27 protein-coding genes and 1 tRNA gene are annotated in these 26,583 nt (G+C 61.9%); 14 read left to right on the top strand and 14 right to left on the bottom strand.

Annotated elements, in window-relative coordinates:
- Positions 1-120 precede the first annotated feature (120 nt).
- The 3 genes from ftsZ to GJR99_RS06520 form a co-directional block, all read right to left on the bottom strand.
- Complete coding sequence (ftsZ, locus tag GJR99_RS06530) at positions 121-1,305, bottom strand: cell division protein FtsZ (RefSeq protein WP_151110437.1); 1,185 nt, start codon at positions 1,303-1,305, stop codon at positions 121-123.
- A 4-nt stretch (positions 1,306-1,309) separates the two neighbouring features.
- Positions 1,310-1,495, bottom strand: coding sequence for a ribbon-helix-helix domain-containing protein (locus tag GJR99_RS06525; protein WP_151110435.1), 186 nt, complete (start codon positions 1,493-1,495; stop codon positions 1,310-1,312).
- A 216-nt stretch (positions 1,496-1,711) separates the two neighbouring features.
- Positions 1,712-2,323: a double zinc ribbon domain-containing protein gene (locus tag GJR99_RS06520; RefSeq protein WP_151110433.1), complete on the bottom strand. Its 612-nt coding sequence runs from the start codon at positions 2,321-2,323 to the stop codon at positions 1,712-1,714.
- 114 nt (positions 2,324-2,437) lie between these two features.
- Between GJR99_RS06520 and GJR99_RS06515 the strand changes: the two genes are divergently transcribed.
- Positions 2,438-2,511, top strand: a tRNA-Tyr gene (locus tag GJR99_RS06515).
- Between the two features lie 235 nt (positions 2,512-2,746).
- On the opposite strand, the gene GJR99_RS06510 is transcribed toward GJR99_RS06515, so the two are convergent.
- The 3 genes from GJR99_RS06510 to GJR99_RS06500 all read right to left on the bottom strand — a co-directional run bounded on the left by GJR99_RS06510 (position 2,747) and on the right by GJR99_RS06500 (position 5,313).
- Complete coding sequence (locus tag GJR99_RS06510) at positions 2,747-3,775, bottom strand: AI-2E family transporter (RefSeq protein WP_151110431.1); 1,029 nt, start codon at positions 3,773-3,775, stop codon at positions 2,747-2,749.
- A 254-nt stretch (positions 3,776-4,029) separates the two neighbouring features.
- Entirely contained in the window at positions 4,030-4,623 is a 594-nt protein-coding gene (locus GJR99_RS06505) for a flavin reductase family protein (RefSeq protein WP_151110429.1), read from the bottom strand.
- Between the two features lie 210 nt (positions 4,624-4,833).
- Complete coding sequence (locus GJR99_RS06500) at positions 4,834-5,313, bottom strand: peroxiredoxin family protein (RefSeq protein ID WP_151110427.1); 480 nt, start codon at positions 5,311-5,313, stop codon at positions 4,834-4,836.
- A 163-nt stretch (positions 5,314-5,476) separates the two neighbouring features.
- Between GJR99_RS06500 and GJR99_RS06495 the strand changes: the two genes are divergently transcribed.
- From GJR99_RS06495 to GJR99_RS06440, 12 genes are all read left to right on the top strand, one after another.
- Complete coding sequence (locus tag GJR99_RS06495; RefSeq protein ID WP_151110425.1) at positions 5,477-6,679, top strand: M24 family metallopeptidase; 1,203 nt, start codon at positions 5,477-5,479, stop codon at positions 6,677-6,679.
- A gap of 65 nt (positions 6,680-6,744) precedes the next feature.
- Positions 6,745-7,380, top strand: a complete 636-nt coding sequence (locus tag GJR99_RS06490; RefSeq protein WP_151110423.1) for an HAD family hydrolase — start codon at positions 6,745-6,747, stop codon at positions 7,378-7,380.
- Positions 7,371-8,273 carry a CobD/CbiB family cobalamin biosynthesis protein gene (locus GJR99_RS06485; protein ID WP_151110421.1) on the top strand — a complete coding sequence of 301 codons (903 nt, stop codon included), beginning with the start codon at positions 7,371-7,373 and terminating at the stop codon, positions 8,271-8,273. The genes GJR99_RS06490 and GJR99_RS06485 overlap by 10 nt, the downstream gene beginning before the upstream one ends.
- Complete coding sequence (locus tag GJR99_RS06480) at positions 8,264-9,070, top strand: adenosylcobinamide-GDP ribazoletransferase (protein ID WP_151110419.1); 807 nt, start codon at positions 8,264-8,266, stop codon at positions 9,068-9,070. Before GJR99_RS06485 ends, GJR99_RS06480 begins: the two co-directional genes overlap by 10 nt.
- On the top strand, positions 9,070-9,720 hold the full coding sequence (locus GJR99_RS06475) for an NTP transferase domain-containing protein (protein ID WP_151113902.1): 651 nt from the start codon (positions 9,070-9,072) through the stop codon (positions 9,718-9,720). The genes GJR99_RS06480 and GJR99_RS06475 overlap by 1 nt, the downstream gene beginning before the upstream one ends.
- On the top strand, positions 9,711-10,712 hold the full coding sequence (locus GJR99_RS06470; protein ID WP_151110417.1) for a nicotinate-nucleotide--dimethylbenzimidazole phosphoribosyltransferase: 1,002 nt from the start codon (positions 9,711-9,713) through the stop codon (positions 10,710-10,712). The genes GJR99_RS06475 and GJR99_RS06470 overlap by 10 nt, the downstream gene beginning before the upstream one ends.
- On the top strand, positions 10,702-11,712 hold the full coding sequence (cobD, locus tag GJR99_RS06465) for a threonine-phosphate decarboxylase CobD (RefSeq protein WP_151110415.1): 1,011 nt from the start codon (positions 10,702-10,704) through the stop codon (positions 11,710-11,712). The genes GJR99_RS06470 and cobD overlap by 11 nt, the downstream gene beginning before the upstream one ends.
- On the top strand, positions 11,705-12,514 hold the full coding sequence (locus GJR99_RS06460; protein ID WP_151110413.1) for an adenosylcobinamide amidohydrolase: 810 nt from the start codon (positions 11,705-11,707) through the stop codon (positions 12,512-12,514). The genes cobD and GJR99_RS06460 overlap by 8 nt, the downstream gene beginning before the upstream one ends.
- Before the next feature lie 75 nt (positions 12,515-12,589).
- The gene (locus GJR99_RS06455; RefSeq protein WP_151110411.1) at positions 12,590-13,603 is read left to right on the top strand and encodes a pyridoxal phosphate-dependent aminotransferase; all 1,014 of its coding nucleotides are present in this window, start codon (positions 12,590-12,592) and stop codon (positions 13,601-13,603) included.
- Between the two features lie 280 nt (positions 13,604-13,883).
- Positions 13,884-14,657 carry a nucleotide-binding protein gene (locus tag GJR99_RS06450; protein ID WP_151110409.1) on the top strand — a complete coding sequence of 258 codons (774 nt, stop codon included), beginning with the start codon at positions 13,884-13,886 and terminating at the stop codon, positions 14,655-14,657.
- Positions 14,654-15,193, top strand: coding sequence for a hypothetical protein (locus GJR99_RS06445; protein ID WP_151110407.1), 540 nt, complete (start codon positions 14,654-14,656; stop codon positions 15,191-15,193). Before GJR99_RS06450 ends, GJR99_RS06445 begins: the two co-directional genes overlap by 4 nt.
- Positions 15,194-15,311: 118 nt before the next feature.
- A complete protein-coding gene (locus GJR99_RS06440) occupies positions 15,312-15,770 on the top strand; it encodes an OsmC family protein (protein WP_151110405.1) in 459 nt (152 codons plus the stop codon).
- A gap of 98 nt (positions 15,771-15,868) precedes the next feature.
- Here GJR99_RS06440 and GJR99_RS17815 read toward each other — a convergent pair whose 3' ends face one another.
- From GJR99_RS17815 to GJR99_RS06400, 8 genes are all read right to left on the bottom strand, one after another.
- Positions 15,869-16,390, bottom strand: a complete 522-nt coding sequence (locus tag GJR99_RS17815; protein WP_151110403.1) for a chemotaxis protein CheD — start codon at positions 16,388-16,390, stop codon at positions 15,869-15,871.
- Complete coding sequence (locus GJR99_RS17810; protein WP_151110401.1) at positions 16,387-17,685, bottom strand: chemotaxis protein CheC; 1,299 nt, start codon at positions 17,683-17,685, stop codon at positions 16,387-16,389. The genes GJR99_RS17815 and GJR99_RS17810 overlap by 4 nt, the downstream gene beginning before the upstream one ends.
- Positions 17,682-18,335 (bottom strand): chemotaxis protein CheC, encoded by a 654-nt coding sequence (locus GJR99_RS06425; RefSeq protein WP_151110399.1) that lies wholly within the window; start codon positions 18,333-18,335, stop codon positions 17,682-17,684. The genes GJR99_RS17810 and GJR99_RS06425 overlap by 4 nt, the downstream gene beginning before the upstream one ends.
- Positions 18,332-21,814, bottom strand: coding sequence for an ATP-binding protein (locus GJR99_RS06420; protein WP_151110397.1), 3,483 nt, complete (start codon positions 21,812-21,814; stop codon positions 18,332-18,334). Before GJR99_RS06420 ends, GJR99_RS06425 begins: the two co-directional genes overlap by 4 nt.
- A 52-nt stretch (positions 21,815-21,866) precedes the next feature.
- Positions 21,867-22,244, bottom strand: a complete 378-nt coding sequence (locus GJR99_RS06415) for a response regulator (protein ID WP_151110395.1) — start codon at positions 22,242-22,244, stop codon at positions 21,867-21,869.
- Between the two features lie 70 nt (positions 22,245-22,314).
- Positions 22,315-22,818 (bottom strand): chemotaxis protein CheW, encoded by a 504-nt coding sequence (locus tag GJR99_RS06410; RefSeq protein WP_151110393.1) that lies wholly within the window; start codon positions 22,816-22,818, stop codon positions 22,315-22,317.
- A 43-nt stretch (positions 22,819-22,861) separates the two neighbouring features.
- Positions 22,862-24,985 (bottom strand): methyl-accepting chemotaxis protein, encoded by a 2,124-nt coding sequence (locus GJR99_RS17805; protein ID WP_191967082.1) that lies wholly within the window; start codon positions 24,983-24,985, stop codon positions 22,862-22,864.
- A 326-nt stretch (positions 24,986-25,311) separates the two neighbouring features.
- Positions 25,312-25,863 carry a heme NO-binding domain-containing protein gene (locus GJR99_RS06400; protein WP_151110389.1) on the bottom strand — a complete coding sequence of 184 codons (552 nt, stop codon included), beginning with the start codon at positions 25,861-25,863 and terminating at the stop codon, positions 25,312-25,314.
- A 181-nt stretch (positions 25,864-26,044) separates the two neighbouring features.
- On the opposite strand from GJR99_RS06400, the gene GJR99_RS06395 reads away from it, so the two are divergent.
- Positions 26,045-26,410 (top strand): group I truncated hemoglobin, encoded by a 366-nt coding sequence (locus tag GJR99_RS06395; protein WP_151110387.1) that lies wholly within the window; start codon positions 26,045-26,047, stop codon positions 26,408-26,410.
- Positions 26,411-26,583: the final 173 nt, after the last annotated feature.

Here is a 26,583-nt window from a genome sequence, read left to right as displayed (position 1 = left end):
CGCCCGGTGGCGTCGCTCTTCGTCTTCGAGTAGCGATAGTCGAAAAGTGGGCCGAACCCACGACAGTACCGTGTCGAACGGACGCGATGTGTGTCCGAACGAGTCTACCGAGTCTGCCGGTTATTTGATGACGTCGAGACCGTGGTTCTTCTCGGTCTCGTTTCGTCCACCGTCAGACCACGTTCCGTTCTGTGCCGTTTGGGCACGCTGCGAACTGTCGAACTCCGTGTGTTGTTGCCGTCCTTCGATACTCTGGCGAGACTTGTCGGCCTGCTTTTGCGTCGTCGGGCCGAGAACCTGCGCCGATTGGACGCCGGTCATGATGGCCATGACGCGGACCTTCCCTTTGTACTCGTCCTGGATGCGAGCGCCCCAGATGACGTTCGCAGCTGCTTCGAGTCGCTCGGTGATGCTGCTCGCGATTCCCTCGGCCTCCTTGAGTGTGAGGTCAGGGCCGCCCGTGATGTGGACGAGACCACCAGACGCGCCACGGTAGTCGACGTCCAAGAGTGGGTGGTTCATCGCGTCGTTGACCACTTCTTGGGTCTTGTTCTTGTCTTGGGTCTCACCGACGAGCATCACCGCGACGCCGCCTTGGTTCATGATGGTAGACATGTCGGCGTAGTCGAGGTTGATGAGCGACGGCTGGGTAATCGTCTCCGAGATGCCTTTGACGGTTTCGGCGATAATCTGGTCCATGACCGAGAACGCCTTACCGATAGGCAGGTTCGGGACGTAGTCGAGGAGGCGGTTGTTGTCGAGTACGATGATAGAGTCGGCCTCGTTGCGGAGGTTTTCGAGTCCCTCCTCGGCCTTCACCGTGCGGGCACGCTCGACGTTGAACGGAGTCGAGACCATGCCGACGACGATTGCGCCTTGCTCTTTTGCGATCTTGGAGACGACGGGTGCTGCACCGGTCCCGGTGCCACCGCCCATCCCCGCAGTGACGAACACGAGGTCGGCGTCACCGAGGACGTCTTTGACGGTCCCCTGTGCCATCTCGGTGGCGCGTTCACCCATCGAGGGGTCGCCACCGGCACCGAGACCCTGCGTCAGGGACTTCCCGACGAGGATCTTCGTGTCCGCTTCGATCATCTTCAGGTGCTGTTTGTCGGTGTTGATCGCGACCGTGTCAGCGCCTTCGACGCCGATGTTGTACAGTCGGTTGATAGTGTTGTTACCTGCACCACCACAGCCGACGATGACGATACGAGGGTCACCGAACTGGTCGTCGTCAGTGTCCTCTAATTTGGTCTTGCGCTCTGCCTCGTCTCGCTCCATCGCCTCGCGAACGATATCTTGCATCGTTTTACACCTTCGCCCAGCTGCGCTTGCTGGTAGATTCGCGCTGGCGTTTGTCGGCAGTCTGTTCGTTGAGCATCTCGCGAACGGCGGATCGAATGGCTTCAGACCGATTCGGGAACTCCCCCGTCTCGACCATTCGCTCGACCTCCTCGATTTGCTGCTTCGGAATTCGTAGTGTCACACGCTCCATATTTTCATTCCCCCGGTAAGACGGCGCGCCGCACACAAGTGCGAGTGTCTTACGCACCAAAACCAACGTACGGCGCCGAGTTTCGGGCCGCCGTTGGGTGGCTGTAAGACAACCGTCTTACGCGTAAGTCACCACAGAGCGATAGGATATAAATGTAACGCCGATTGTAAGACAACACCTGAATTGCCCGTATACGGGGCTTAATCGGTGATTATACTATTCGAGGACGTCGGCAGCAGGAGTCCGACGGCCGCAATCGGGACAAAATGCCCAGTCCGACCGAAGCTCGTCACCACATTCGCAGTAGACACGGTGCGTTGCCTTCTCGCCACAGTTCGGGCAGTAGACGTGAGTTGCGTCTACCGATTCACCACACTGATTGCACGACGTGTCTGTCTCGTCGGTCGTCGTTTCCTCGGTGTCTTCCGGTGTCTTACGCACCTGTGACGAAGCTGTTTCTGGACCGTACTCCGCGTTTACGCCGGACTCAGCGCCGACACCGTCGATGTTGATATTGACGTTCACCTCGGAGGATTCTCGGTTGGCAGTGCGAGTCGTCACTACTTCCTCGACGAGGGGTGGCAGTCGTTCGTCGAGTCGTTCGTCTACGATCGATTCGACCCGTGCGGACAGTACCGCGTCGAGTTCGCTTTCGTCTTCGTAGGTGCGCGTCTCGGGTGTCGACTGTTCCAACGCGTCTTCACCACCACGTTCCACCTGGTCGAGGTACTGGCGGAGTGCCTCGCGCATCGCCTCACTCTTCGAGGTGTCGAGGGTATCCAGTCGCTCGACGAGGTCATCGTCGGCGCGGAACGTGATTTTCGTCATCTATCCGGCAATCAATTTGTCACCTTATCAATGTTCGCCTCCGTCTGACAGAGGTCACACGTGAGCGGGTCGAATGATAATCGTTAAAACCGTCCACCGGATAGAATTCAGTGACCGCTCTTAGCTCAGCCTGGCAGAGCAGCCGACTGTAGATCGGCTTGTCCCCCGTTCAAATCGGGGAGAGCGGACTTTTCCTGCGAACAACGTGAGCAGTGAAACGTCCACCTCGACTCGATTTGAGCAGCGAGCGAACGGAGTGAGCGAGTGAGTTCAAATCACCGTGACTCGCGTTGCTCGTCACGAGCACCCGCTCGTGAAACTCGCGGGAACGGGGAGAGCGGACTTCTCTTGAATCCAAGTGGTGAGCGTGGCTTGTCCTCCGCTCCCGTGAGCGAGTGAGTTCAAATCGGTGTGCGTCGCACCTCACGAACTGCTTGGCTCGGGACGTTCGTCAGCGAGCAGTTCGACGATGGTCTTCGTCAACCCGAAGACGACGGGGCCGACGAAGAGACCGATGAATCCGAAGACTGCGACTCCTCCGAAGATACTGAGGATGAGAATACCGGAGTTGAGTTTCGCGCCGCGTTCCATCGCGAGGGGCCTGATGATGTTGTCCGACCCACTGATGATGAACGTGCCGTAGATGAGGAGTCCGACTGCCTCCGGAATGCTCCCCACGAAGACGAGGTAGATGACTGCCGGAATCCAGACGACGGATGCGCCGATTACGGGCAGCAGTGACAGGACGAACGTGGCGACGCCCCAGAAGATGAGGTTGTCGAACCCAATGACGAGGAAGCCGAGGACGGTCAGTATCGCCTGCACCGCGGCGACGATGACGTTCCCGATTACGGCCGCCCAGAGCAGGTCGTTCGTGCGCTCGAAGAGTTCGTCGGTCGTCTCTGTATCGAGTGGGAGGACGTTTCGGAGCCAAGCGATGAGCTTGTCGCCGTCTCGGAGGAGGAAAAAGAGAGTGAACAGGAGGATGAACGCCCCCACGAGAAACGCGGAGATACCACCGAGAATTCCACCGATGTCGCCCAGAATTCCACCAATACCGGTTTGCACTGCGTTGCTGACCGGCCCGGAGAGTGAGTCGACAGTTGGGGCGTTCGTCCCGAACTGCTCCTGAGAGAATGCGTCGAGGGCCTCGGAGTCGGGGAGTTCGGCACCCCGAAGCAGTGTGGCCGCCTGAGATGCTGCAGCACCGAGGATGAAGAGGAGTGGAGCGACGATGACGGTAACCGTCGCGAGCGTCGTCACGGTGGACCCAGCGGTGCGCCCCAATCGGGGAGTGAGCCGTTGGTTAACCGGGTAAACGAGGTACGCCAGCAGACCACCCAAGAGGACGGGTTGGAGGAATGGGAGGACGAAGAGTAACGAGAGTGTTCCAAAGAGTATCAGCAAAAGGAGAAGGAACGAACGTGAGGACATGCTGTCAGTGCTGTTCATACCGTACTCTCACGTTCTGTTCTCGTAAAACTATCATCCAGCTATCACTGTCGGTCATGTCACGGAATGCAGTGAACGAGTGAGTTCAAATCACTGTGGTTTGCCCACTCGCCACGAACAGTCGCTCGATTCAATTCCAGACTAAACAGCGCAAACACGTTTCTGCGGTCTCCTGTAAGCCGCGGCGATGACCCCCAATTCACTCGCAACTGAGGTGAGGTATCTCCGAGGGGAGCGTCGACTGCCGCGGCTGTTTACTCCCACTCTCGGTCGACTTGGAACGGGTCGAGACGGGCGTAGTACGACCCAGTGAGTCGGCCGACTGCGTCGATTTTCGTCACGTCGATTTTCCCGTCGGTCAGGAGTTCGTCGTCGACGTGGATGCGTTGGATTTCTCCGTAGATTACGGTGTGGTCTCCGATATCCATCGTGTCGTAGAGCGTACACTCCATCGTCGCCTTCGCTGCAGCCACGAGTGGGACGTCCACGGTGTCTGCCGCACGTTTCTCGAGTCCGACGACGTCGAACTCGTCGGTGCCCGGCTTGACGTGCTCACTCGACCGGTCCATCTGTTCGACGAGGTCGACGGTGACGAGGTTGAGGCCGAACGCCTCCGTCTCGACGGCGTTGTGTGCCGAATCTTTCAGCGTGCCGTCTGCTCGGTGTTCGGCCGAGAACATCACGACCGGCGGTTCTGCCTCGATGATACCCATGTAGAAGCTGTACGGTGCCAGATTGTCCACTCCGTCGGGACCTCGTGTCGATACCCACCCTATCGGGCGGGGGATAATGAGGCTCGTCAGCAGTCGATACATATCGTCGACAGCGTGTTTTGGGTCGATATCCATCACCGCCCCATCGGTAAACTGACGAGATAACTATTCGCATGGGCCAACTGGCATCTCCTCGTCACCACCGACTGTCGGCCGACGACGGAAGTCGCTCTCGAGGGAGAGAGCATGTCGCCCCCGAGTGGGGGAGTACGAGACAGTCCGAACCGTCGGGGGCAAAAAATGCGCGTGGACGGTGTCGGGTACGCGACGGCGTGAACGGTGTCCTTACGCGAAGATATCTTCGTAGTCGTTACGGACGAAGTAGCGAACCCAGTTCCCGTAGGTACGGTCGGCGGGGTGGTCTGCAACCTGTTCGTACTGGACGATTCCGTCTTCGTCGACGACGTACGTTCCCGCGATGCCGGTGACACCGTGGCTCGTTTCTTCGGTGCCGCTGTACTGGTCTGCGACCTCGCCGTCGGGGTCGGCCGCGAGTTGGAAGTCGAGGTCGAACCGGTCTCGCATCTCGGTCAGGTCGCCGACGTCGCTCGTGACGACCGGCAGCACGTCGACGCCGTCGTTGAACCAGAGGTCGTAGGCGACTTCGTCGAACGTCTGGAGCTGTTCGGCACAGAACGAACACCAGTGGCCACGGTTGACGAGGACGACAGTCGGACCGCTCTCCAGCGTCTCAGAGAGCGTTACTTCGTCGCCGGCGGTGCGTTCGAGTGTAAAGTCGGGGGCTTCGGTTCCCAGCAGACTCATCGACCGAGTCGATGGACTGCGTGTATCTATACTCGGGGTGGTTGGGTATCCCCGGTGCATAACTCTCTGAGGGGGCGGTATTTCTCGTGAATAGGACGATAACCCGTTCAGAAGCGTGAATTCGAGCACGTCACTTATGCACACACAACATGATAGTACAGTTATGTCTTCACGTCTTCCTTCGAGTGAGTTTGCCGCGCGCCTCGATGCGATCAGGGGGAGTCTCGCAGACACCGACGCGGATGCCGCAATCTGGTTCGACGCGGTGAACATCGAGTATCTCTCGGGATTCAACCACGTCCAGACAGAGCGTCCAGTCGCCCTCGTCGTGACCGACGACCGGGTCGAACTCGTCGTTCCGAGACTCGAATACGAACGCGCGTCCGAGATACCGCGCGTCGACCGGATCCGGTCGTACTTCGACTATCCCAGCGGAGACCCGATGGGGACGGTCGTCGAGACGCTCCGTGAACTCGAGGTGGGTCGCGTCGCTGCCGACATGGACGGTGCACCGGGAACGATGGGTTATCACGGGGCCGAACTCTCGGCGTCGCTCGAGGTAGTCGAACAGTCGTGGGCCGACCGAATGCGCTGGGAGAAAACAGACGCAGAAGTCACGTGTATCCGCGAGTCGATTCGGTGGGCCAACCTCGGTCACCAGTATCTCGTAGACTTCACGGAAGTCGGTGCTCATCCGATTACCGTCTCACAACGGGCGTCGATGGAGGCGTCACGCGCGATGCTCGACACGCTAGGAGACAGATACGCAGTCCGGACTCGTGGGTCCGGGCCGGTTCGTGCAGGCTACATCTCTGGGGCGCAGACCGCCCGCCCTCACGGGTTCACACCGAACGAACACCTCGCCGAAGGCGACGTCATCATCACCGGTGCGACGGCGAACGTCGACGGCTATCACTCCGAACTGGAACGGACGATGTTCCTCGGTGACCCGTCGGACGAAGACGAGTACTACTTCGAACTCATGTGCGAAGCACAGGAGATCGCTATCGACGCACTCGGACCTGACGTCCCCATCGATTACGTCGACCACATGGTCTGGGAGTACTTCGAAGAACAGGGCGTGTCCAACCTCGCACAACACCACGTGGGACACAACATCGGACTCGGCGCGCACGAACCGCCGTATATCGACCGCGGGTGGGCCGACCACTGTGCCGACCCGGTCACAGACCACACCGAATCTGACGCCGACGTCGGCGTCGGACAGGTGTACACTATCGAACCGGGCCTCTACACCGAGACGGCCGGCTATCGACACTCGGACACTGTCCTCGTCACAGAGTCTGGGACTGAGACGCTCACGTACTTCCCCAGAGACATCGAGTCGAACACCATCCGCGTGTAGCGCTCTCCGACTGTCTGCCCACGCCCTTCGCTAAATTCAAGTAGAGTTTCACCAATGCAATTGTAGTGGCAGTAACGTTCGACCTCTTCGGAACGCTCGTCGACGTCGCGTATCCCGAAGACCCTGGTGTGGCAGTTGCAGACGCACTCCGAGAGTACGGTGCCGAAGTTCCCGACGACTGGGACGACGCCTACCGCGAGGTTCACATCGACGCACCAGACGGTGCGGAGGTTCCACTCCCCGCACACGTCGCGGCGACACTGCGTTCTCGCGGTGTCGACTCACCGGACAACGCTGCTCGGCGCGCGGTCATCACGGCGTTCGACCCCGACGTGACGACGCGACCCGGTGCTGTCGAAGCGGTCGAAGCGGCGCGCGACGCCGGGCCAGTCGGCCTCCTGTCGAACTGCTCGGTTCCGGAACTCGTCGCGCGGACGCTCATCAGGTCTGACCTCGACCGCCGTGGGTTCGACGCCATCACGACGAGCGTCGCCTGTGGGTGGCGAAAGCCCCATCCGCAGGCGTTCGAAGCAGTGGCCCGAAATCTCGACGTCGACCCGTCGGCGTTGGTCCACGTCGGCGACGACCCGGCGTCAGATGGCGGTGTCGAGGACGTCGGCGGCACCTTTGTGACCCTCGAGACGACGACACTCGACGACTTCGCGAACGACCTTCGAGATGGGAGGTACTCGTGGCGGTGACCGTAACAGTCGCCGTCGCTATCGCCGCAGTACTCGACCGCGTCTTCGCAGAACCACCGGCACGGGTCCATCCAGTTGCCCTGTTCGGCAGGGCCATCGGACCGTTCGACCGCGAGTGGTCACATCCAGTTGCAGTCGGCACGCTCGTCGCAGTCGCACTCCCTGTGCTTGCGGCGGGTATCGTCGCGGGCGCGACGTGGAGCGCGTCACTCGTCTCTCCGTGGGTCGGCGTCGGCGTCGCCGCACTCGCGCTCTTTTCGACGACGAGTCTGCAGATGCTGGTCGATACGACAGCGACAGTCGTCTCCGCAACAGCGACAGACGTCGAGACGGCCCGAGTGGAACTGCGCGCCCTCGCAGGCCGCGACCCGTCGTCACTCTCCGCAGGCGAGATTCGAAGCGCTGCGGTCGAGAGTGCCGCCGAGAACCTCGCTGACGGACTCGTCGCACCACTTCTCGCGTTTGCACTCCTCGCACCGGTCTCGCTCCCCCTCGGCGCGGGGGCCGCGGCGTGGGTCAAAGCCGTAAACACACTCGACTCGATGCTCGGATATCACCACAAACCAGTCGGGACCGTCCCGGCACGACTCGACGACGCGGTGATGTGGCTTCCGGCCCGTCTGTCGGCGCTCTTGCTGGCTATCGCTGCCGGGTCGCCCGGTGTTCTCACGCGAGTCGGGACACTCGCTCGTCGTCCCGCTTCTCCGAACTCCGGGTGGCCGATGGCGACGCTCGCGACACTGCTCGGGACGCGACTCGAGAAACCCGGTCACTATCTGTTAGCTGCTGGCCCGGACTTTCCCGACACGGTGGTCGCGACGCGTGGGGTTCGACTCGTCTCCCGCGCTGGACTCACTGCCTTCGCCCTCACGGGGGTGGTCGTGTGGTTCTGAACGCGGTTCGTGGTGGCCTCGGATTCCTCACGCGTCTCCCCGTCGGCGGTGGCGAAGCCGAGTGGGACGCCTTCAGACGAGCACCCGTCGTCTTCCCACTGGTTGGCTACGTCGTCGGCGGACTCGCTGCACTCCCATTTCTGCTCCCGCTTCCGATTCCGACCGCCGCGGCGCTCTACCTCGTGACGCTCTACCTCGTGACGGGCGTCACCCACGCCGACGGCCTCGCCGACCTCGGTGACGCGGCCGTCGTCCACGGCAACGCCGAGCGCCGCCTGTCTGTGCTGAAAGACTCTCAGACGGGTGTTGGCGGCCTCCTCGCACTCGGAGTGACGCTGGTCGTCCTCGCAATGGGTGCGTTCGGTCTCGCCGGTGTCGGTTGGCGTCTCGGCCTCCCAACGGGTGGATTCAGCTTCACGACGGGTAGACTCGGCCTAACGGTGGGTGTCGTCATCGCACTCACCGCAGAAGTAAGCGCGAAAACTGGGATGGCGACACTCGTCTGCCTCGGAACACCAGCACACGACGGTCTCGGGTCGGCACTCGTCGGTGAGAACGCCCCATCGGGACTCCTCGCCGTTGCTGTGGTCTGCCTTCCAGTCGTCGCACTCGCACCGGATACTGGTCTCCTTGCCATCGTCGTCACACTCCTCTGCGGGCCTGTCGTGGCCCTCCTCGTTCGAGCGTGGGGACGGAACCACCTCGGTGGCGTCTCGGGTGACCTCATCGGCGCGACGAACGAACTCGCTCGCGCGACGGCGATTCACGTGGGGGTGGTGACGTGGACGCTCTCGTGATGTGTGGTGGCCGCGGAACCCGTCTCGCCGCGCCAGTCGAAAAGCCGCTCGTCGAAGTCTGTGGCCGACCGATGTTCGACCGCATCGTCGAGGCACTCCGTGCGTCGCGAGTCGAGACCGTCCACGCCGTCACCTCACCACACACACCCGAGACGCGAACGCGCGCGAGCGAACTCGGCGTACACTGTATCGACGCACCCGGTGCTGGCTACGTCTCCGACCTCGGATTCGCACTGGACCGGGTCTCCCGACCAGTCGTGACCGTCGTCGCGGACCTGCCACTCCTGACTCCCGACCACGTCGACGCAGTCATCGAAGCCGCCGAGGGGAGGTCGCTCACGGCGTGCGTCCCCGTCGGACAGAAACGAACACTGGGCAGCAGTCTCGACGACTCACTCGTCTTCGACTACCGCGGCAGGGCAGTCTGCCCGACCGGACTGGGCGTCGTCGGTCCAGACACCGAAGCAGACCCGAACAGCGAACACACCGAAGCAGACCCGAACAGCGAACACACCGAAGCAGACCCGAACAGCGAACACACCGAACCCGAAGACACAGATTCGACCGTGTACCTCACTACCGACTTCAGACTGGCACTCAACGTGAACCGCCCGAGAGATATCGTACTCGCGGAGGACCGATGCGAGTAGTCCTCGTCGCCGGGACGACGGCAACGGCGAAGATACCCGAAATCAGCGCCGCCGGGGCAGACCCGACGCTCGTCGGTCACACCCCGAGCGCGGACGCAGAGATTATCGAGTACGGTGACACCGTCCGGTCGCCCGTGACGCCCGTCAGTCCGACCGGGTGTCCGACGCCTGCCGCAATCACACGTGCAGTCCGCGAACTCACCGGTTTCGACGTGCTCACGGTCGACGCTGGCCTCGCGAAACCGACCGCCGCACCGACTATCGACGTCGGTGCGCGCCCCGGACGCGACATCCGCGAACCCGAACCCGTGCCGACCGCACCTGGCGCGTTCGAGGCGGCCCGACGGATGGGGTTGGCCCTCCCGGAAGACGAACTCGTCATCGGCGAGACCGTCCCCGGCGGAACGACCACGGCCCTCGCGGTGTTCCGCGCGCTCGGTGAGACGTTCCCCGTCTCGTCGTCGCTCCCATCGAATCCGACGAGTCTCAAGGAGGACGTCGTCGCCGAGGCGCTCGAGTCGGCCGGACTGTCGCCTGGCGACGCGGCACACAAACCGAAACTCGCGACGCGGTACGTCGGTGACCCCGTCCTCCCGGTCGTCGCAGGACTGACCGTAGGGGCGCTCGAATCGGGGAGCGACGTGACACTGGGCGGTGGGACCCAACTGCTCGCGGCGTCGGCACTCGCCAGACACGCAGGTGCGGCGGGTGACCTGACGCTGGCGACGACGTCGTACCTCGCGGACGACGTGCCCGAACTCGAATCTGCGGCGGCCGAACTCGACGTCGACCTCGTCGTCACCGACCCTGGATTCGAGACGACCCCGCTGGACCGGTACGCCGCCGGCGAAGCGAAAGAAGGAGCAGGGATGGGCGGTGCGCTGATGCTCGCCGACCGGATGGGCGTCGTCGACGACGTAGAGGCCGCGACGCTCGACGTGCTGTCCCGACTCGACCCGCAGGCCGTCGACGGAGTCGAAGATGGACCCTGACGCTGTCGTTCGGACAACACGCGTCCCACACGGCGGGGCGACCGATTCGTCAGTGCTCGATTTCAGTGCGAACACCAACCCGGACCGGCCCAACGGCGTCGAAGCGGTGTACGCCGAAGCACTCTCGGCGGCCACCCGCTATCCAGACGACGACTACCCGACGTTCCGAGCGGCCGCCGCCGACTACGTCGGATGCGACGCCGATTCGGTGGTTCCGACCGCTGGCGGCCTCGAAGCGCTCCGACTCGCGTTCGAAGTCACACTCGCACCCGGTGACTCCGCGCTCGTCCCCGAACCGAGTTTTGGTGAGTACGACCGCGAGATTCGACTTCAGGGGGCCGACCCCGTCGCTGTCGCGGCCGACGAACTCCTCGACACCGACCCCGCTCCGTACGAGGTTGCGGTCGTCTGTACGCCCAACAACCCGACCGGCGAACTCGCGGATTCCGACCGTCTGCGTGCGTTTGCAGACCACTGTCGCCAGTCGGAGACGACCCTCGTCGTCGACGAGGCGTTCCTCGACTTCACCGACGCGCCGAGTCTGGCCGGCGAACCGGGTGTCGTCGTCGCTCGCTCGCTGACCAAACTGTTCGGACTTCCGGGTATCCGCGCGGGGTTCGCCGTCGCGACGGGCGAACTCGGAGAGCGACTCGCCGTCGCACGTCGGTCGTGGTCACTTTCGACGCCGGCGGCCGCAGTCGGGGCCTACTGCATGCGACAGACCGAGTTCGTCGAAGCGACCCGCAGACGAGTCGCGAGCGAGCGCGAGCGGTTGGCCGACTCGCTGTCGCCACAGTTCGACGTCCACCCGTCGGACGCGCCGTTTCTCTTGTGTGACGTGGGTGAACGAGACGTGGACACCGTGGTCGAGACGGCCCGCGAACGGGGTGTCGCCATCCGCGACGCGACGACGTTCCCGACGCTCGACTCACACGTCCGCGTCGCCGTGAAACGCCCCGACGAGAACGACGAGTTACTCCGCGCACTCACGGATGTTTGAGACGACTCGCCGCGACGGTGTCTGTCGAATCTCCTGCCCCGAGACGCGGTGGCTCTCGACTGGATACGACGGCGGGGAGTCTCGCGGCCCCGTAGCCTACAACGTCACTGTTCCGAAGGGGTGGCCTGAAACTGACCTCGACAGCTACGTCGCACAGCGACTCTCTGACGCCGGGTTCGACGAAGACGGCCCAGCGCTGCTGACTGGCGTAGACCAACAGCACGCCCGGCGCGCCCGATACGGCCCGGTCGAAGTTATCGCAACTGCTGGCGTGTCGAATCCGGCGGCACTGCCGATGGATGTCGGTGCCGGTGGAGTTGCTGGCGAGGGCAATTCTGCTGGCGACGAGGGTTCTGCTGGCAAGGGCGATTCTGCTGACTACGAAGGTTCTGCTGGCAGTGATACCAACGCCTCCGACACCGAGGCGGACCACGTCGGAACTGTCAACGTCGTCGTCGGGACGTCGCGGTCACTGGAACCGGGGGCACTGGCCAATCTCGTCGCAGTTGCTGCGGAAGCGAAGGCGGCGACGCTGTTGGCTCGATGTGGGTCGCCAGGGACGACGACAGACGCCATCGTGGCCGCTTGCGACCCCGCTGGAGAACCGGAGACGTTCACGGGGAGTGCGACACCAGTCGGTCACGCAGCGCGAATCTGTGTCCGCGACGCAGTTCTGGCCAGTCTCGACTCCCGATACGCGAACGAGTCGATTCCACAGAGCGTCGAGTCCGCACGGTTCGGTGTCGTCGCCGCCGACCGGGCGACGGTGACACCGATTCGAAGGGTAGATAATTTCGGGTGATGGCCAAGAAACGTTCAGTGGTAAATATGTGGTCTATTAAGAAGAATTGAATATAATCGGTATCCAGACGTATCTATGGACCCCGGTTCGGTACCCAACGTCGACCCCGTCACACACGGTGGGACCGCAGACCACTCACTCGTGGATTTCAGTCTCGGGTCGAACCCCGAGCGACCGCCGGGGCTCGCGAGTATCTACGAGTCGGCGTTCTCCACGTCGCGACGCTACTCGCTGGACGATTACTCGGAGTTCCGGGTTGCGGCGGCCGACTACGTCGGGTGTAACCCTGCCCACGTCGTCCCAGCGGCGGGCGTCATCGAGGCGCTCCGACTCGCGTTGGGGGTGACCGTCTCACCCGGCGATTCTGTCGTGATTCCCAAGCCGTGTTGCGGTGAGTACGCTCGCGAAGTTCGGTTACAGGGTGGGAAACCGGTTCACGTCCGGTACGACCGCATCTTCGAGGAAGTCGACCCCGACGAACACACTGCGGTGATTTTGAGCCATCCGAGTAACCCGGTTGGGACGGCGTACTCGACGGACCAACTCCGAAGATTCGTCGAACAGTGCCGTCGGGCCGACACGCCGCTCATCGTCGACGAGTCGTTCCTCGGCTTTACCCGCCTGCCGAGTACGGCCGGCCTCGACGGCGTCATCACCCTTCACTCGGTGACGAACGTCTTCGGCGTGCCCTCACTCCGTGCTGGATCCGCGGCGGCGACCGGACACCTCCGCGAGGCACTCACCCGTGCCCGGTGTACGTGGGTGCTGTCGTTACCGGCCGTCGAGGCGGCGACCTACTGTCTCAAACAGCACGACTTCCTCGAAGAGACCCGAGACCGTATCCAACGGGAACGCGAACGGATGGTGGACGAACTGGACTCGTTCGGCTACGACGTCTACCCTGCCGACAGTTCGCTCATCTTGTTCCGAACCGACGACGTCGACACGGTCCTCCACGAGACTCGAACGCGTGGCTTCGCCGTTCGAGACGCTCGCTACTACAATGGTCTCGACTCCCACGTCCGAATCAACGTCCGGCGACCACACGAAAACGACGCGCTTCTCGACGCCCTCGCAGAAGCAGTCTGAACCGGGCCCGCGGTCGATATCCACTCACTCACCCGACGACGGCGGTGCTACCGATTCAGATAGACGATGACGGCGACCGTGAGCAGCGTCGCAAACGCCGCTATCGTCGATTCATCGACCACAAAAGCAAACGCACCGAACGATATCTGAATCATTGCTCTACACACGTCCACAGAATCTGGTGTCTATTAATGATTGTTACTATTTGGCAAGAGGTCCCCACGACGTCTGCCTCTCAGCCTTCCGAACACTTATACAAAATCACCGAACACGTGGGGTCATGGTCGAGGCGTTCGCCGTCGCCAGCGGAAAGGGCGGCACGGGAAAGACGACGAGTACGCTCGCGCTGGGGATGGCGCTCGCCACCGAATACGACGTGACTGTCATCGACGCCGACACGGGGATGGCGAATCTGCTGTTCCACGCCGGATTAGACGACGCCGACGTCACACTCCACGATTTACTCATCGAAGAACGGGACGTTCAGGTCGAAGACGCCGTCTACGAGCGTTTCGGCATGTCGGTCGTCCCCTGTGGAACGAGTCTGGCGTCGTTCGAGGCGGCCGACCCGGCACGACTTCGTGACGTCGTCGCAGAACTCGCCCACGACACCGACGTCCTCTTGCTCGACTCGCCGGCGGCGCTCGGGTCGAAGAGCGCTGTCTTACCCATCGTGCTGGCCGACCGCATCGTCGTCGTGTTGCAACCGACGGTGCCGTCGCTCTCTGATGGCCTGAAGGTCCAAGAGTACGCACACTCTTACGGAACCGACACGGCAGGCGTGGTGTTCAATCGCGTCCGGCCAGACGAGAACGTCGACCGGATTGCCGAGCAGGCCGGCCGGTACTTCGGCGGGCAGGCGCTCGCGTCAGTTCCAGAGAGTGACGCAGTTCGCGCCGCCCGGCGTGCAGGTGAACCGCTCTTGGCACACGCCCCGGACGACCCAGCGGCAGACGCCTTCCGAGAGGCGGCCGCCCGGTTAGACGTCCGCGACGGCGACGGCCGAGACGTCGCAGAGCGGTTCAAAAGTGCCGTCGTCCCCGACCGCGTATGAGAATTCCACGAGGGGCGCTGCTTCGGTCACGGGTCGTCGACGACCCCGGTGACGTCCTCCGAACCGTCCTCGACGAGGAACTCACCGGGTACGTCGTCTTCGAACCCCAAGACGCGCTGCTTCTCGGGGAGGCGACTCGCGGTGTCGTCACCTTCGAGGAGGGTATTCCGGTCCTCGCGTACGACACCGAACGTGACCGCGGCGGACGTGACGGGTTAGAAGGGTTCGCGGTCACCGGGCCGAACCGTGTCGCAGTCCACGCCGTCGACTCCGAGGAACTCTCCGACGCACACGAGACGACCGAATTTCGCGTGCCACCGGGCGAACCGGCGCGAGTCCTCGCCGGCGACGAGCGATTGGCGACGGAGACGACCGACGCGGCTCCCGAACCCCGGCGTGAAGAGGGTCGTGACCAGAGTGCAGTCGAGGCGTTTCTCGCCGACGAAGACGCCATCGAGGCGATTCGCTCAGAAGCGAGAGACGAGGCCCGCGCACGTGCGGCAGAGTGGGGACTCGACGACGTGCTCGAAGACTAAGCTGATACTGCCACTGACCCCGGTGTGACTCTGTCCAGGCCAGAGAACCACTAACACGCTTCTCGGGGGCTGAGAAGTGTTATTTGGGGTTATCACCTCCGCGTGTGATAGTACAATTATGTCCGTAGACTTTCCCCCTCAACTGTTGACCTTCGACGTCAGTGCGCAGGCAGAATCCCCCACCAAGACCCGTGTCTCGACTCGAAGCTTCGAGTTCGTCATCGACGAACCGGACTCACTCGGTGGCACCGACCACGGACCGAACCCTGTCGAATACCTCCTCGGCGCACTCGCCGGGTGTCTGAACGTCACCGCCCACGTGGTCGCCCGTGAGATGGACCTCGATGTCCAAAATCTCGAAATCAGCCTCGAGGGCGGTCTCGACCCCGCAACGTTCATGGGAAAAAGCGACGACGAACGTGCTGGGTTCCAAGAGATTCGTGTGAACGTCACGGCCGACGTAGACGCCTCCGGCGAAACGATTCGAACGTGGCTTTCGACGGTCGAAGCGCGTTGCCCGGTGAGCGACAACCTGGCAAACGGCACTCCGCTCGCGCTCTCGTTTACCAACCAGTAAGCGAGTCAACTGCGCTGGAGAGCCTGTTTCTCGAGACGTGAGTCGTCGGCGTAGTCCGACGACTGCGGCTTTCTTCGAATGGTTCCGTCGAAAAACCGTTACAGCACTTCGATTTCGTCTGAGTGCGCTGTGGTGACCTCGACCCGTCCGGTCGAGGTGTCGAACTCCACGGTTCGCCCGTGTTCCCCACCTGTCGATTCTGCCACGATGGGGACGTCGAGTCGGTCGAGTTCTTCGCGGGCGACTGCTGCGTTCTTCCTGCCGACACCCTTTCCGAGTGCCTTCAGTTCGAAGATATCTGCGCCGCCGACGAGTCGCGCCTCGATAGACGAGTAGCCAGCACCTGCCTCGACCATCTCACGGAGCATCGTCTGAATGGCGGCGTCGACGTACTTGCCCGACGAGGCACCCTGACCCGAATCTTGTCGCGGCAAGAGCGTGTGTGCGAGTGCCCCGACGCCGGTGTCGGTGTCCCAGAGCGCGATTGCGACGCAGGCACCGAGGCCGTAGGCGACGAGTGTCTCTCCTTCGTTCGTGACGTGATATCCCGAGACGCCGACGAGGCGCTCCTCGCGCGTCTCTTCTTCGTCGTCGTCCGTGCCGAAGTTGAACGTCTTCACAGGTCTTCGACCTCCTCGAACGTGCCAGCGGCGATTTCTTCGACCAGGTCGGGGTCGAACTCTTCGGCGACGAACTCGGTCTCTTCGACGTCGTGTTCGAGCGATTCGTCGATACGCCGTTCGTCCAGTCGGTCCAGTGCCGCTTCGAGGTCCGTCTCGTCTGGAATCGCGTAGATGTCGACGTCGAACTCTCTGTCGACGGCGTGGATTCGGGTGTCGAAGACGAACGCGAACTCTTGAACCTCGCTCAGACCGACGATGAGCGGGTCGACGACGGCCGCGCCCATGTCGTGTGAGTACGCGGGCGTCGAGTGGTCGATAGTCGCGTCGAGCATGTTCGCCCACCCGTCGAGGAGGCCGCTCGTCATGACGTTGCTCAACTCTTTGATGGCGTCCTGTTCGAACGCGCCGAAGCCACCGTTGGGTGAGTCACCGACGGTTGCGGCGACGAGTTCGTTCGCCGATTGGGGTTCGAACAGAAACAGGAGATAGCCGCCGAGCGTCCCGCTGAAACTGAACGCAACGCTGACGAGCGGTTCGTTCGGAACCGTCTCGGGGATGGCGTCGAGCGAGATGAAGTTGATACGGCGGATATCGACGTCCATCTCGATGTTCGTCATCCGCGTGAGATTCTCGGCGACGCGGGTGGCACCGTGCTGTGCCATCTGGTCGAATCCAGCGAGTTTGTCGTACTCGATTCCCTCGTCTTCTGTCTGCGTCTCGAAGAGCCGGGCAATCGAGTCGTGTTCGGGGATGAGATAGTGTTCGAATCCGAACTCGGTTCCCGTCGTCTCGATTTGACTCTGGAAGACGAGTGCCAACTCTTCGTGCATCTTCTCGAACTCGTCTTCGTCGATGAACGCGGTGGCAGTGTCGCCGATGACGTACTCCGGAGCGGAGACGTCGATTTCCGCTTGCAAGACGTCTGCCCAGCCATCGACGAACCCGCTGTTCATGATGTGACAGAGTTCTACGATGGCGCTCGTCGCCAGTTCGTTCGTGGGTTCTTCGTCGACGTCGTCGACGAGCGTTCCGACGACGGAGCGTGCGCTCTCGTGGTCGAACAACAGCAACGACGACCCGGACAGTTCGCCGTCTAACGAGACGCGAATCCCGACTTTCTCGTTCCCGTCGTCGAGTTCGTTGCGTATCTCCGAGCGGTGGGTGAAGTGGAGTCGCGTCACCTTCACGCGACTCTCGAACTCCGACATCGAGTTCAGGCGCGTCGCCGCGAGACCAGCGCCTTCACGGGCCATCTCGTAGAACGTGCCGAGTGCGTTGACGTTTAACTTCACGAGTCGCCTCCTGCACTGACCGCGTCCATGTCGAGTCGGTTCAGAATCTCGACGAACACCTCGTTCTCCGGGAACAGATAGAGTTCGACGTCGATGTTGTGACTCGTGATGTGGAACTTGGTTTCGAGGTAGAGGCCTCTGTCTTCTTCGTCGGTGATTGCGCGCTCGATAATCTGTGGGAGTTGGCTATTTCGCGTGACTGGCGGCCACGTGGCGATGTGCTGGTCGAACGTGTCCGCCAGTGCGTCGAGGAAGCCGTTTGCGACCATCCCGCCGAGTTCGACGATGGAACTGACCGCCATGTCGTTCGACACCTCTGCGACGTCTTCGTTCGTGTCCGCCAGCATCATCCGAACGGCCCGTTTCGCACTCGCCGGCGGGAACAACACGAGCATACACCCGTGTGGGACGCCGTTGAGGCCGACTCTGACGCCGAGGCGTTTCTCGTCCGGGAACGCCAGGTCGACGCTCGAATCGTCGACGTAGCCGTTCTTGACGACTTCCGACCTGACTGCGGTCGATTTGCCTGCCAGTTTGCCGAGTCGGGATTCGACACCGGTGACACCCAACTTCCCGAGATAGTTGAGGACGCCGAGCTTTTCGATGTCGATTCGGTGCACCGCTTCCGTCGTTTGGTCCATTTCCGTCATAGTGTTGTTACGTCGATGATGTTCACCAGCGTTCCATCCCCACTCATCGTCGCCCCACTGATTCCGGGCACGCCGCCGAGCAGTTTCTCGTACGGTTTGACGACGACCTCACGGGCGTCGTCGACCTCGTCACAGACGAGTGCGAAGTTCCGTGTCTCGCGGTCGAGCCGAACCAGAACTCGCTTGCCTGCTGGGACGTCCTCGGGCGTGTTCGCACCGCTCGCGTCGCCCACGTCACCCACCACAGATTCCCTTGACGCGCCTCCCGTCGCCTCCGTTTCGACACCCAGTGCGTCGCTGAGGCGACGGTACGGGATGCGCTCTGAGTCGTCTGTCGCCTCGTCGGCCCGGTCTACGGCGACTGTTCCGTCGTCGCCGAGAGTGGACTCGTCGACGAGTTCGACGTCTGCGACGACGCTCGCCGGAATCGCGTACTGTTCGGGGCCGACACCGACGAACAGCATCTTCGAGACGGCGACAGAGACGGGCAGGCGAACTCTGACGGTCGTTCCCGATCCCGGTTCGCTGTCGATGTCGACCGTCCCGTCGAGCGAGTTGACGGTCCGCCGGACGGCGTCCATCCCGACTCCACGGCCACTCACGTCGGTCACTTCCTCCGCAGTGGAGAAGCCAGGTTCGAAGACGAGGTCGTACACCTCGTCGAACGACATGCGCTCGGCGCGTTCTCGGGAGATGATGTCGTTGTCGATTGCCTGCTGGCGGATTCGCTCTGCGCTGATACCGCGGCCGTCGTCTTCGACTTCGATGACGACTCGCTCGCGGTCACGCCACGCGCGAAGTTCGATACTCCCTTCGCGTGGCTTGCCCTGTCGTTCGCGTTCGTCCGGTGGTTCGATACCGTGGTCGACGGCGTTGCGGACGAGGTGAACGAGTGGGTCACCGAGTTTCTCGACGATACTTCGGTCGAGGTTGACACCCTCGTCGGACACCTCGTACGCGACGTCTTTGCCCTGCTTGCGGGCGATGTCGCGGACGACCCGCGGAAGCCCGTCGATTGCCGTCGAAAGCGGCATCAAGCGGAGCGTCATCACCGCTCGCCGGAGTTCACCCGTCACCGAGTCCATCACCGACAGGTGGTCGTCGAGGTCCTCACCGTCTGACTGTTTGATACGCAGTTGCGTCAACGATAGCTCTTCGACGAGGTTCAACAGCGAGTCTGCGTTCTCGACGTCGACGGTGAGCGATTGAATCTGGTCGCTCTCACGTGTATCTCCAAAGTCGAGTGGGTAGTCCGCCGTTCCGCTGGATTGGTATCTCGCGGCGTCGAGACTGCTCTCTTCTATCGTCGCCGACGCCACCTGGACGAGTTGGATTTTGTCGTCGCCGACGCTCCCGCCGAAGCGTTCGGCGAACCGCGATTCGAACGCCATCGTGTGTTCGTCGCGCTCGAACGAGACGCTCGTGGCCGCACGGTCGGCGTCGTCCTCGTCGCCGAGGGTGGACGCGGTGAGTTCGTCGACGTCTGGGAGGTCGATATCGGGTAAGTCGAGGTCTTCGGTACTTCCTTCTGAAGCCACCCCGATGTCGATGGTTTCGGGACCCACGTCGTCCGCTCGGGTACGCTCGCTTCCGACGCCGATATCTCCACCCAGGAAGTCGTCGGGAAGGTCGAACCCGTCGTCGAACTCGTCGGGGAGCGTCTCGTCGGCAAACTCGTCTGGAAGTTCTTCTGTGACGTCGGTCTCGAGGCCGTCGTCGGCCGTTTCTGCGTCTGCCCCGGAGAAGTCGTCCGAAAACTCGCCTTCGGGGAAGTCGAGGTCGCCGTCCGGAACGTCTCCCGAACTGGCTGCTTCGGAATCGCCCTCCGAGAAGGCGATTCCGTCTCCCCCGAACTCGTCGGGGAAGTCGTCGGTGGATATCTCGTCGGGGCCGGAGTCGTCCTCTTCGAACGTCTCTGAGAAGTCTGGCGTGTCGGCGACGACTTCGTCAGTAGGGGCCGCTTCGGCAGGACTGTCTGTACCTGTTTCGGCGGGACTGTCCGTACTCGCTTCTGCAACTTCGGGGCCGTCTTCGGAGGGGCTGTCCGTACTCGCTTCTGCAACTTCGGGGCCGTCTTCGGAGGGGCTGTCCGTACTCGTTTCGGCGACTCCGGGTTCGTCGTCGGCAGGCCCGAACGTCTCTCCGTCGGGGAACGATATGGGTTGTTCCTCGTCGGATTCGTCGGTCCGTACGTCGGATGGTTCGTCCGAGGTGACTGCGTCGGTGTCGGCGTCGGCACCCATATCGACCGACGAGACGTAATCGGCTCCCGACTCGTCGTCTGGGTCGACGATGTCGACACCTTCGAACGGGTTCGATTCGCCAGCAGCTGCCGTCACGCCTTCTGGCTCCGTCGCACCACTGTCGCCTGCACTCGAACCACTGTCGCCTGCACTCGAACCACTGTCGCCTGCACTCGAACCACTGTCGGACGTCGATGGGGTGGCCGACTCGTAGCCGAAGTCCTCGGGTCGGATGGCGTCGTCTCGTCTCGCAGTGTCGGCAGTGGCCGACGAACTCGCCGGGTGGTCCGTGACGTCGTCGGCGTCAGTGTCTGCCTGTTCGTCCGGCAGGTCTTCGTCGTCGAGTTCCCCGTCGATGAGTTGTTGAATCGAGAGGCCGTCGTCGTGGTCGAACTCTCCGAACTCGATTTCGTCGAGTTCGCGGTCGAGCGACGAGACGTCGCCCTGCTCGACGCCGCTCTTGATGGAGTCGAACTCGTTCATCGACCCCGACGGTGAGGGTGACTCGACTTTCCCTGGTGGGGTCTCCCGACTGCCTTCGGATTCGTCGGGCGTCTCCTGTGTCGTCTCGGTCGCGTCGTCGCTGTCGCCCTGTCGGTTTGACTCCGGACTGTCGGTGGGAACCGACTCTCTCTTGTCGAACGTCCCCCAGCGGGCCTGTTCGTCGCCTGCTGCGTCCTCGTCGTCGGGGTCGTCCATCTCTGCGAGCAACCCTTCGAGGTCGTCGAACCCGCTCGCGGATTCGAGGGCGTCGACGACGGTCGGGTCGAACTCGTCCGTCGGTTCGTCGGGGACTCCGGCCGAGTCGTCCGAACTGTCGGCGGACTCGGGGGCCGTCTCGGTTGCGACCTGTGACTCGTCTCGATAGCGGTCCATCTCCTCCCGGAGCGCCGAGGACGACGGCTCGGGGTCGATGGTCAGGTCGTCGCCACTGTGCCACTCTCCGAGGCTGGCGTCGATGTCGTCGACCGCCGCGAGCGCAGCGTCTATCAGGTCTGGATTCGGCTTCAGTGACCCGTCACGAAGGCAACTCAGGAAATCCTCGACCGTGTGAGCGAGACGACTCGCGCCGTTGAGTCCCGCCATACTGCAGTTGCCTTTCAGCGTGTGTGCCGTGCGGAACAACTCGTCGACCAACTCACGACTACTGCCGTCGCGTTCGAGTTCCACGAGGCCGTTCGTCAACTGCCGGACGGACGCCCGTGTCTCACGGACGAACTCGTCGTCTCGGCTCACGGTGGCCTCCCTCGACTGCCGGCGATGGTCGTTGACGGTGCCACTGAGTGTCTCATGATTCGTCTGAGAGGATACTCTCTATTGCTTTGACTATCTCGTCGTCGTCGAACGGTTTCGTGATGTAGCCGTCTGCGCCTGCCCGTGCAGCGAGTTCCATCTTCTTTCGCTGTCCAACGCTCGTACACATGATGACACGGGCGTCTTTGTCGAGATGCTTGATGGCCGCGGTGGCTTTGACCCCGTTGGCCTTCCGCATCACGATGTCCATCAAGACGATGTCGATGTCGTCACCGTGTTCTTTGTACTTCTGGACTGCCCAAGCGCCGTTCTGTGCTTCGTCGACGATTTCGTACGTGTCATCGTCGAGCGCGCTCTTCAGCCTACTTCGCATGTAGCTGGAGTCGTCGACGATTAAAATCCCGATTGACATGTGTGCGTCCTACGTTAACCTCGGTTCGGTTGTGTTCATCTGTCGTTGTCTGTGTGTTCGGTCCGCAGTGTTATCGCGCATCCACCGGGTGGAGCGCGGCGATGAGTTGATGGCTGTCGAAGACGTGGATGTCGGGGGCGTCATCGTCCGTGATGGCGGCCCGAAACCAGCGGTCGTCCAGTGGAGCGCCTCCCTCGGTCGGTGGCGAGACCGACTCGACGTGACGTCGCTCGATACCGTCGACTGCCTCCACGAGGAGGCCGACGGGTTGCGGTGTGTCACTACTGTCCAACAGGAGTAGGTAGGCGTTCTCGGGGTCAGCGAATGGTCGGTCGAGTCCGACGACTGCGTACGTATCGACGGCGACGACGACGTCGCCTTCGACCGTCACCGACCCGTAGATGCCATCTGGAGCGTTCGGGACACGGGTTGTGGGTGGTTTTCGGATGACTTGGCTGACCCGACCCAACTCCAGCGCGTACCGGTTCCCGTCGAGTCGAAACTCCAGGAACTCGATGACCGACTCCGGCGAGACGCTCTCGTCGTCGTCGATTCCGACTGACTGCTCGCTCATCGTTCCCCCCTCACTGAGCAGTGGTACGCGGTTCTCGGTTGCATCATCGCTCTGCTGAGTTGTTTACAGTCGATTCGTGGCTCTCGCCGTCTGGTTCTTCGCTCGATTCGGTCTCCGGCTCGTCTGGCGTCTCCTCTTCTTCGGCGACGTCGTCGAGGACGATCGGGTCGTTGGCGTCGTCGTCGAACCGGAACGTCGACTCGTCGTCGATAGGGTCGTCGCCAACTGGCTCTTCGACCAGCGAGTCCGGTTCTTCGGCCAGTGGGTCGGCGTCCGCTTCAGCCAACGGGCCCGGTTCCTCAGCCAGTGGGTCGGCGTCCGCTTCAGCCAACGGGCCCGGTTCCTCAGCCAGTGGGTCGGCGTCCGCTTCAGCCACTGCGTCTGGTTCCTCGGCCAGTTCTGCTGGGCTGTCTGCAGTCGAATCGGTCGGGTCGTCTGCGACTTCTTCGGTGGATTCGCCGACGGGTTCGTCTTCTCCGACGGGTTCGTCCTCGGCGTCGGAGTCGCCGAGTGCATCGTCGACGGCGGAATCGTCGTCTTCGTCTGCGTCCAACACGACCGACATCTCGGTGTGGAACTCGTCGAACGTCTCTGAGAGGCGATTCGCTTGCGTCGCGAGTGCGCCTGCACGCTCGGAGACTGCACTCAGTGCGTGCGTCTGTTCTTCTGCACCGACCGCGGCGGTCTCTGCTTCTTCGACCGTTTCGGCGCTAATCTCGGTCGCGTTATCGACCGCAGAGAGGACCTCCTGGGTCGCTTCGGCCTGCTGACTCGTCACCGAGCTGATCTCCTGCACACCGGTGTTGGTCTCCTGTGCGTTCTCGGCAATCTGGTTGAGTGCCTCCGCGGCGTTCTCGACAGAGCCAGTGTGTCGGGCGATTTGCTCTCGCGTATCGCGGACCTCTTCGACTGTCTCGGAGGTCTGTGACTGAATCTCTTCGAGACGCGTCTCGATGTCCGTCGCCGCCTCTTTGGTCCCCTCTGCGAGTTCCTTGATTTCGCGGGCGACCACAGCGAACCCTTGCCCGGACTCGCCGGCACGAGACGCCTCGATGTTGGCGTTCAGTGCGAGCATGTTCGTCTGCTCTGCAATCTCACGGATGAAGTCGATGAGGTCGTCGATTTGCTGGACTTCGGACTCCAGTTGCTCGATCTCCTCGACCGTATCGACAGACTCCTGCTCGATTTCTTTCATCCCCGTGATTGCCTCGGTGGCGGCCTCTCGCCCCTCACGGCCCGTTTCGACTGTTTGCTGGGCGAGGTCTGCGACGTCGCTCGACGAGTCGTCGATCTCTTCGATGGTCGCAGAGAGGTTGCTCATGTCGATGGCGACCGATTCGAGGTTGTCGTACTGGGTCTCTGCGACGTCAGAAATGCTGTGGAGGCTACCAGAGACCTGTTCACTCCCTTCGCGCACTTCGGTGGCGCTCACGGTGACTTCGTTACTCAGCGTCGCGACTTCTTTCGCGAAGTTCTCGGCTTGGACCATCGACTCCTCGAACCCGGACATCATCTCGTTGAACTGCGCCGCGAACCGTGCAGCAACCTCGTTGTCCACGTCCTCGTCCATCCGCTGGGAGAGGTCTCCTTCCGAACACGCCTCGAGAACCTCGGCGTACTCCATCGCCATGGTTCTCAGTTGCTGGTTTTCCATGTCCAGCCGGTCGCGTTCTTCTTGGAGCGAGGTAATCTGCTGGCGGGCGTCCGCCAGTTCGGCGGCCTGTGCTTCGCGCGCGTCGAGAATCTCGTTCGTCGTGAGTGCGAGCGTCGCCATCGCCTCGTTCGTGGCGCTCTCGTCGACGCGAACCGACGGGTCCGACGTGGCCGTCTCCAGGTCGTCGGTGTAGTGGCCCGCAATCGCTTCGATTCTCCGAATCTGTTTTTCGAGTTCGTCTCGGTCAGAACTCGTCTGTTCGAGTCGCTCGACGACAGTGTCGCGGAAGGCGGCGACCGTCCCCGACAGACGCCCGATGGCGTCGATTCGGTTCTGTTCGACCTGTGCGTCGAAGTTTCCGTCTTTCAACTCCTCGGTACTCGAATCGAGGGTACTGACGGATTTCATCGTACTCCGAACCATCAGCCCGCCGAGGACCCCACTCACGACGACACCGCCGACGGCCGCAGCGACGATGTCCGTCGGAATTTGATACGTTGTTGTTCGCCCCACACCTAGTGCCACCGCACCGATGACAACGCCGATGCTGCCCAGTACCACTCCGAACCGAAGTGCGTACCGTCGGCGTATGAACCTAGGTAGAAGGAGACCGAGTATATCTACCATATGCCACGAATGTCTCATCTGATACTATAAACCTTCGCACAATATTGACAGTCCGTTTGAAAAACTATTTTGGCATTATATGCCGGCTTTAACGGGCGTAAATGGGGCGTTGAATGCCCTCTCGTTGGCTCTGCTTCGGCCGGGGTCACGGACGTGAGTCCTCATCGCTATGGTCGTCGCGTTCGGTCGAACGACCGAATCGATGGCCCGTTTCAGGCGCCTTCGGCGTGGCTCACGACGAGTTCACAGTGGTCGTCGCCGTCGAGCATGCAGGTCGGTTCTTCGATATCGAACGGTTCGTCGAAGTGGTCACCGACACCGTTGATTATCCCCTTCGCGAGGTGGCACAACTGGCGGTCTGAGTCGTAGACCACGCTCACCGTGTCGTTGTCTCGCCATCCGGACTCCAGTTCGGGCGGGGTGTACGTCGAAATCTGCTTCGCTCGGAGTGCGATGTGGATGTATCGTTCGACGTTGGCGATGAGTTCGAGTCCGGTCCACTCTTTGTCGACGTGGACACCGTAGGTTTCGAGGAGTGGGGGGACCAGAAACTCACCGAACGCTTCGAGCAGGTCCGGGATGGGTATCTCCGTCAGTTCGGACGCCGTCTCGACGAGTGCGAGGACGTCCTCGTCGGGATACTCCGATACCGGGACGTAGAGCCGTCCGGGGAGTCCCGCTTCACGTTGTAACGTCGCCCACGTATCGCGGTCGTACGTCTCGACGACGAAGCTTTTCAACTGGTTGAGAACGATTCCGTGCACGACTCAGCGACCTCCAGACGCTCGCGGCGATAGTCGATGGGGTGCCCGGGCCGAAGACAGGGGGAAGGTAGTCGTAATCACACGTAGACGATAATATGTTATGTAATCGTATAAAATAGTTTCAATCAGATAACTTACATTCCAAGATAAACTTATCACATAGTGATTTAATATCCCCTTTATGTCGGGCACCCAATCACTGTACGAACGCCTCGGTGGGCGTGACGCCATCTCAGCAGTCGTCGACGAGTTCTACGACCGGATGCTTGCTGACGAACGAGTCGCACACTACTTCGAAGACGTGGACATGGTCGCACAGCGAGCACACCAGACGCAGTTCATCAGTTCTGTCGCCGGTGGACCCGTCGAGTACACGGGCGAAGATATGCGCGCCGCACACGACCACCTCGGGCTGTCACACGAGGACTTCGCGGTGACCGCCGAACATCTCCAGGGCGCACTCGAGGAGTTCGACGTTCCTCCGGAGGAGATCGAAGAAGTGATGACCGCAGTTGCCGGCCTGGAAGAAGACATCGTCTCAGACTGAGTGTCCCCAGGGTCGTCCACTATCCGCCAGTTTGCTCGCTGCTGCTAGCGGACGGTTTTTCCGGAGGGGAGACACTACTGATGTGTACTTGGGTCTGTTCCGACGGCCAACAGTGACACCACGCTATTTGTGCCCACTGCGCAAATGACATTTGAAAAATGTTTTAACCTCTG

Origin of the sequence: Haloferax marinum, assembly GCF_009674625.1 — an archaeon.
In the GTDB taxonomy this organism is placed as follows: domain Archaea; phylum Halobacteriota; class Halobacteria; order Halobacteriales; family Haloferacaceae; genus Haloferax; species Haloferax marinum.
The sequence above is the reverse complement of the archived record's forward strand: the minus strand, read 5'-3'. Positions and strand labels throughout refer to the sequence as shown.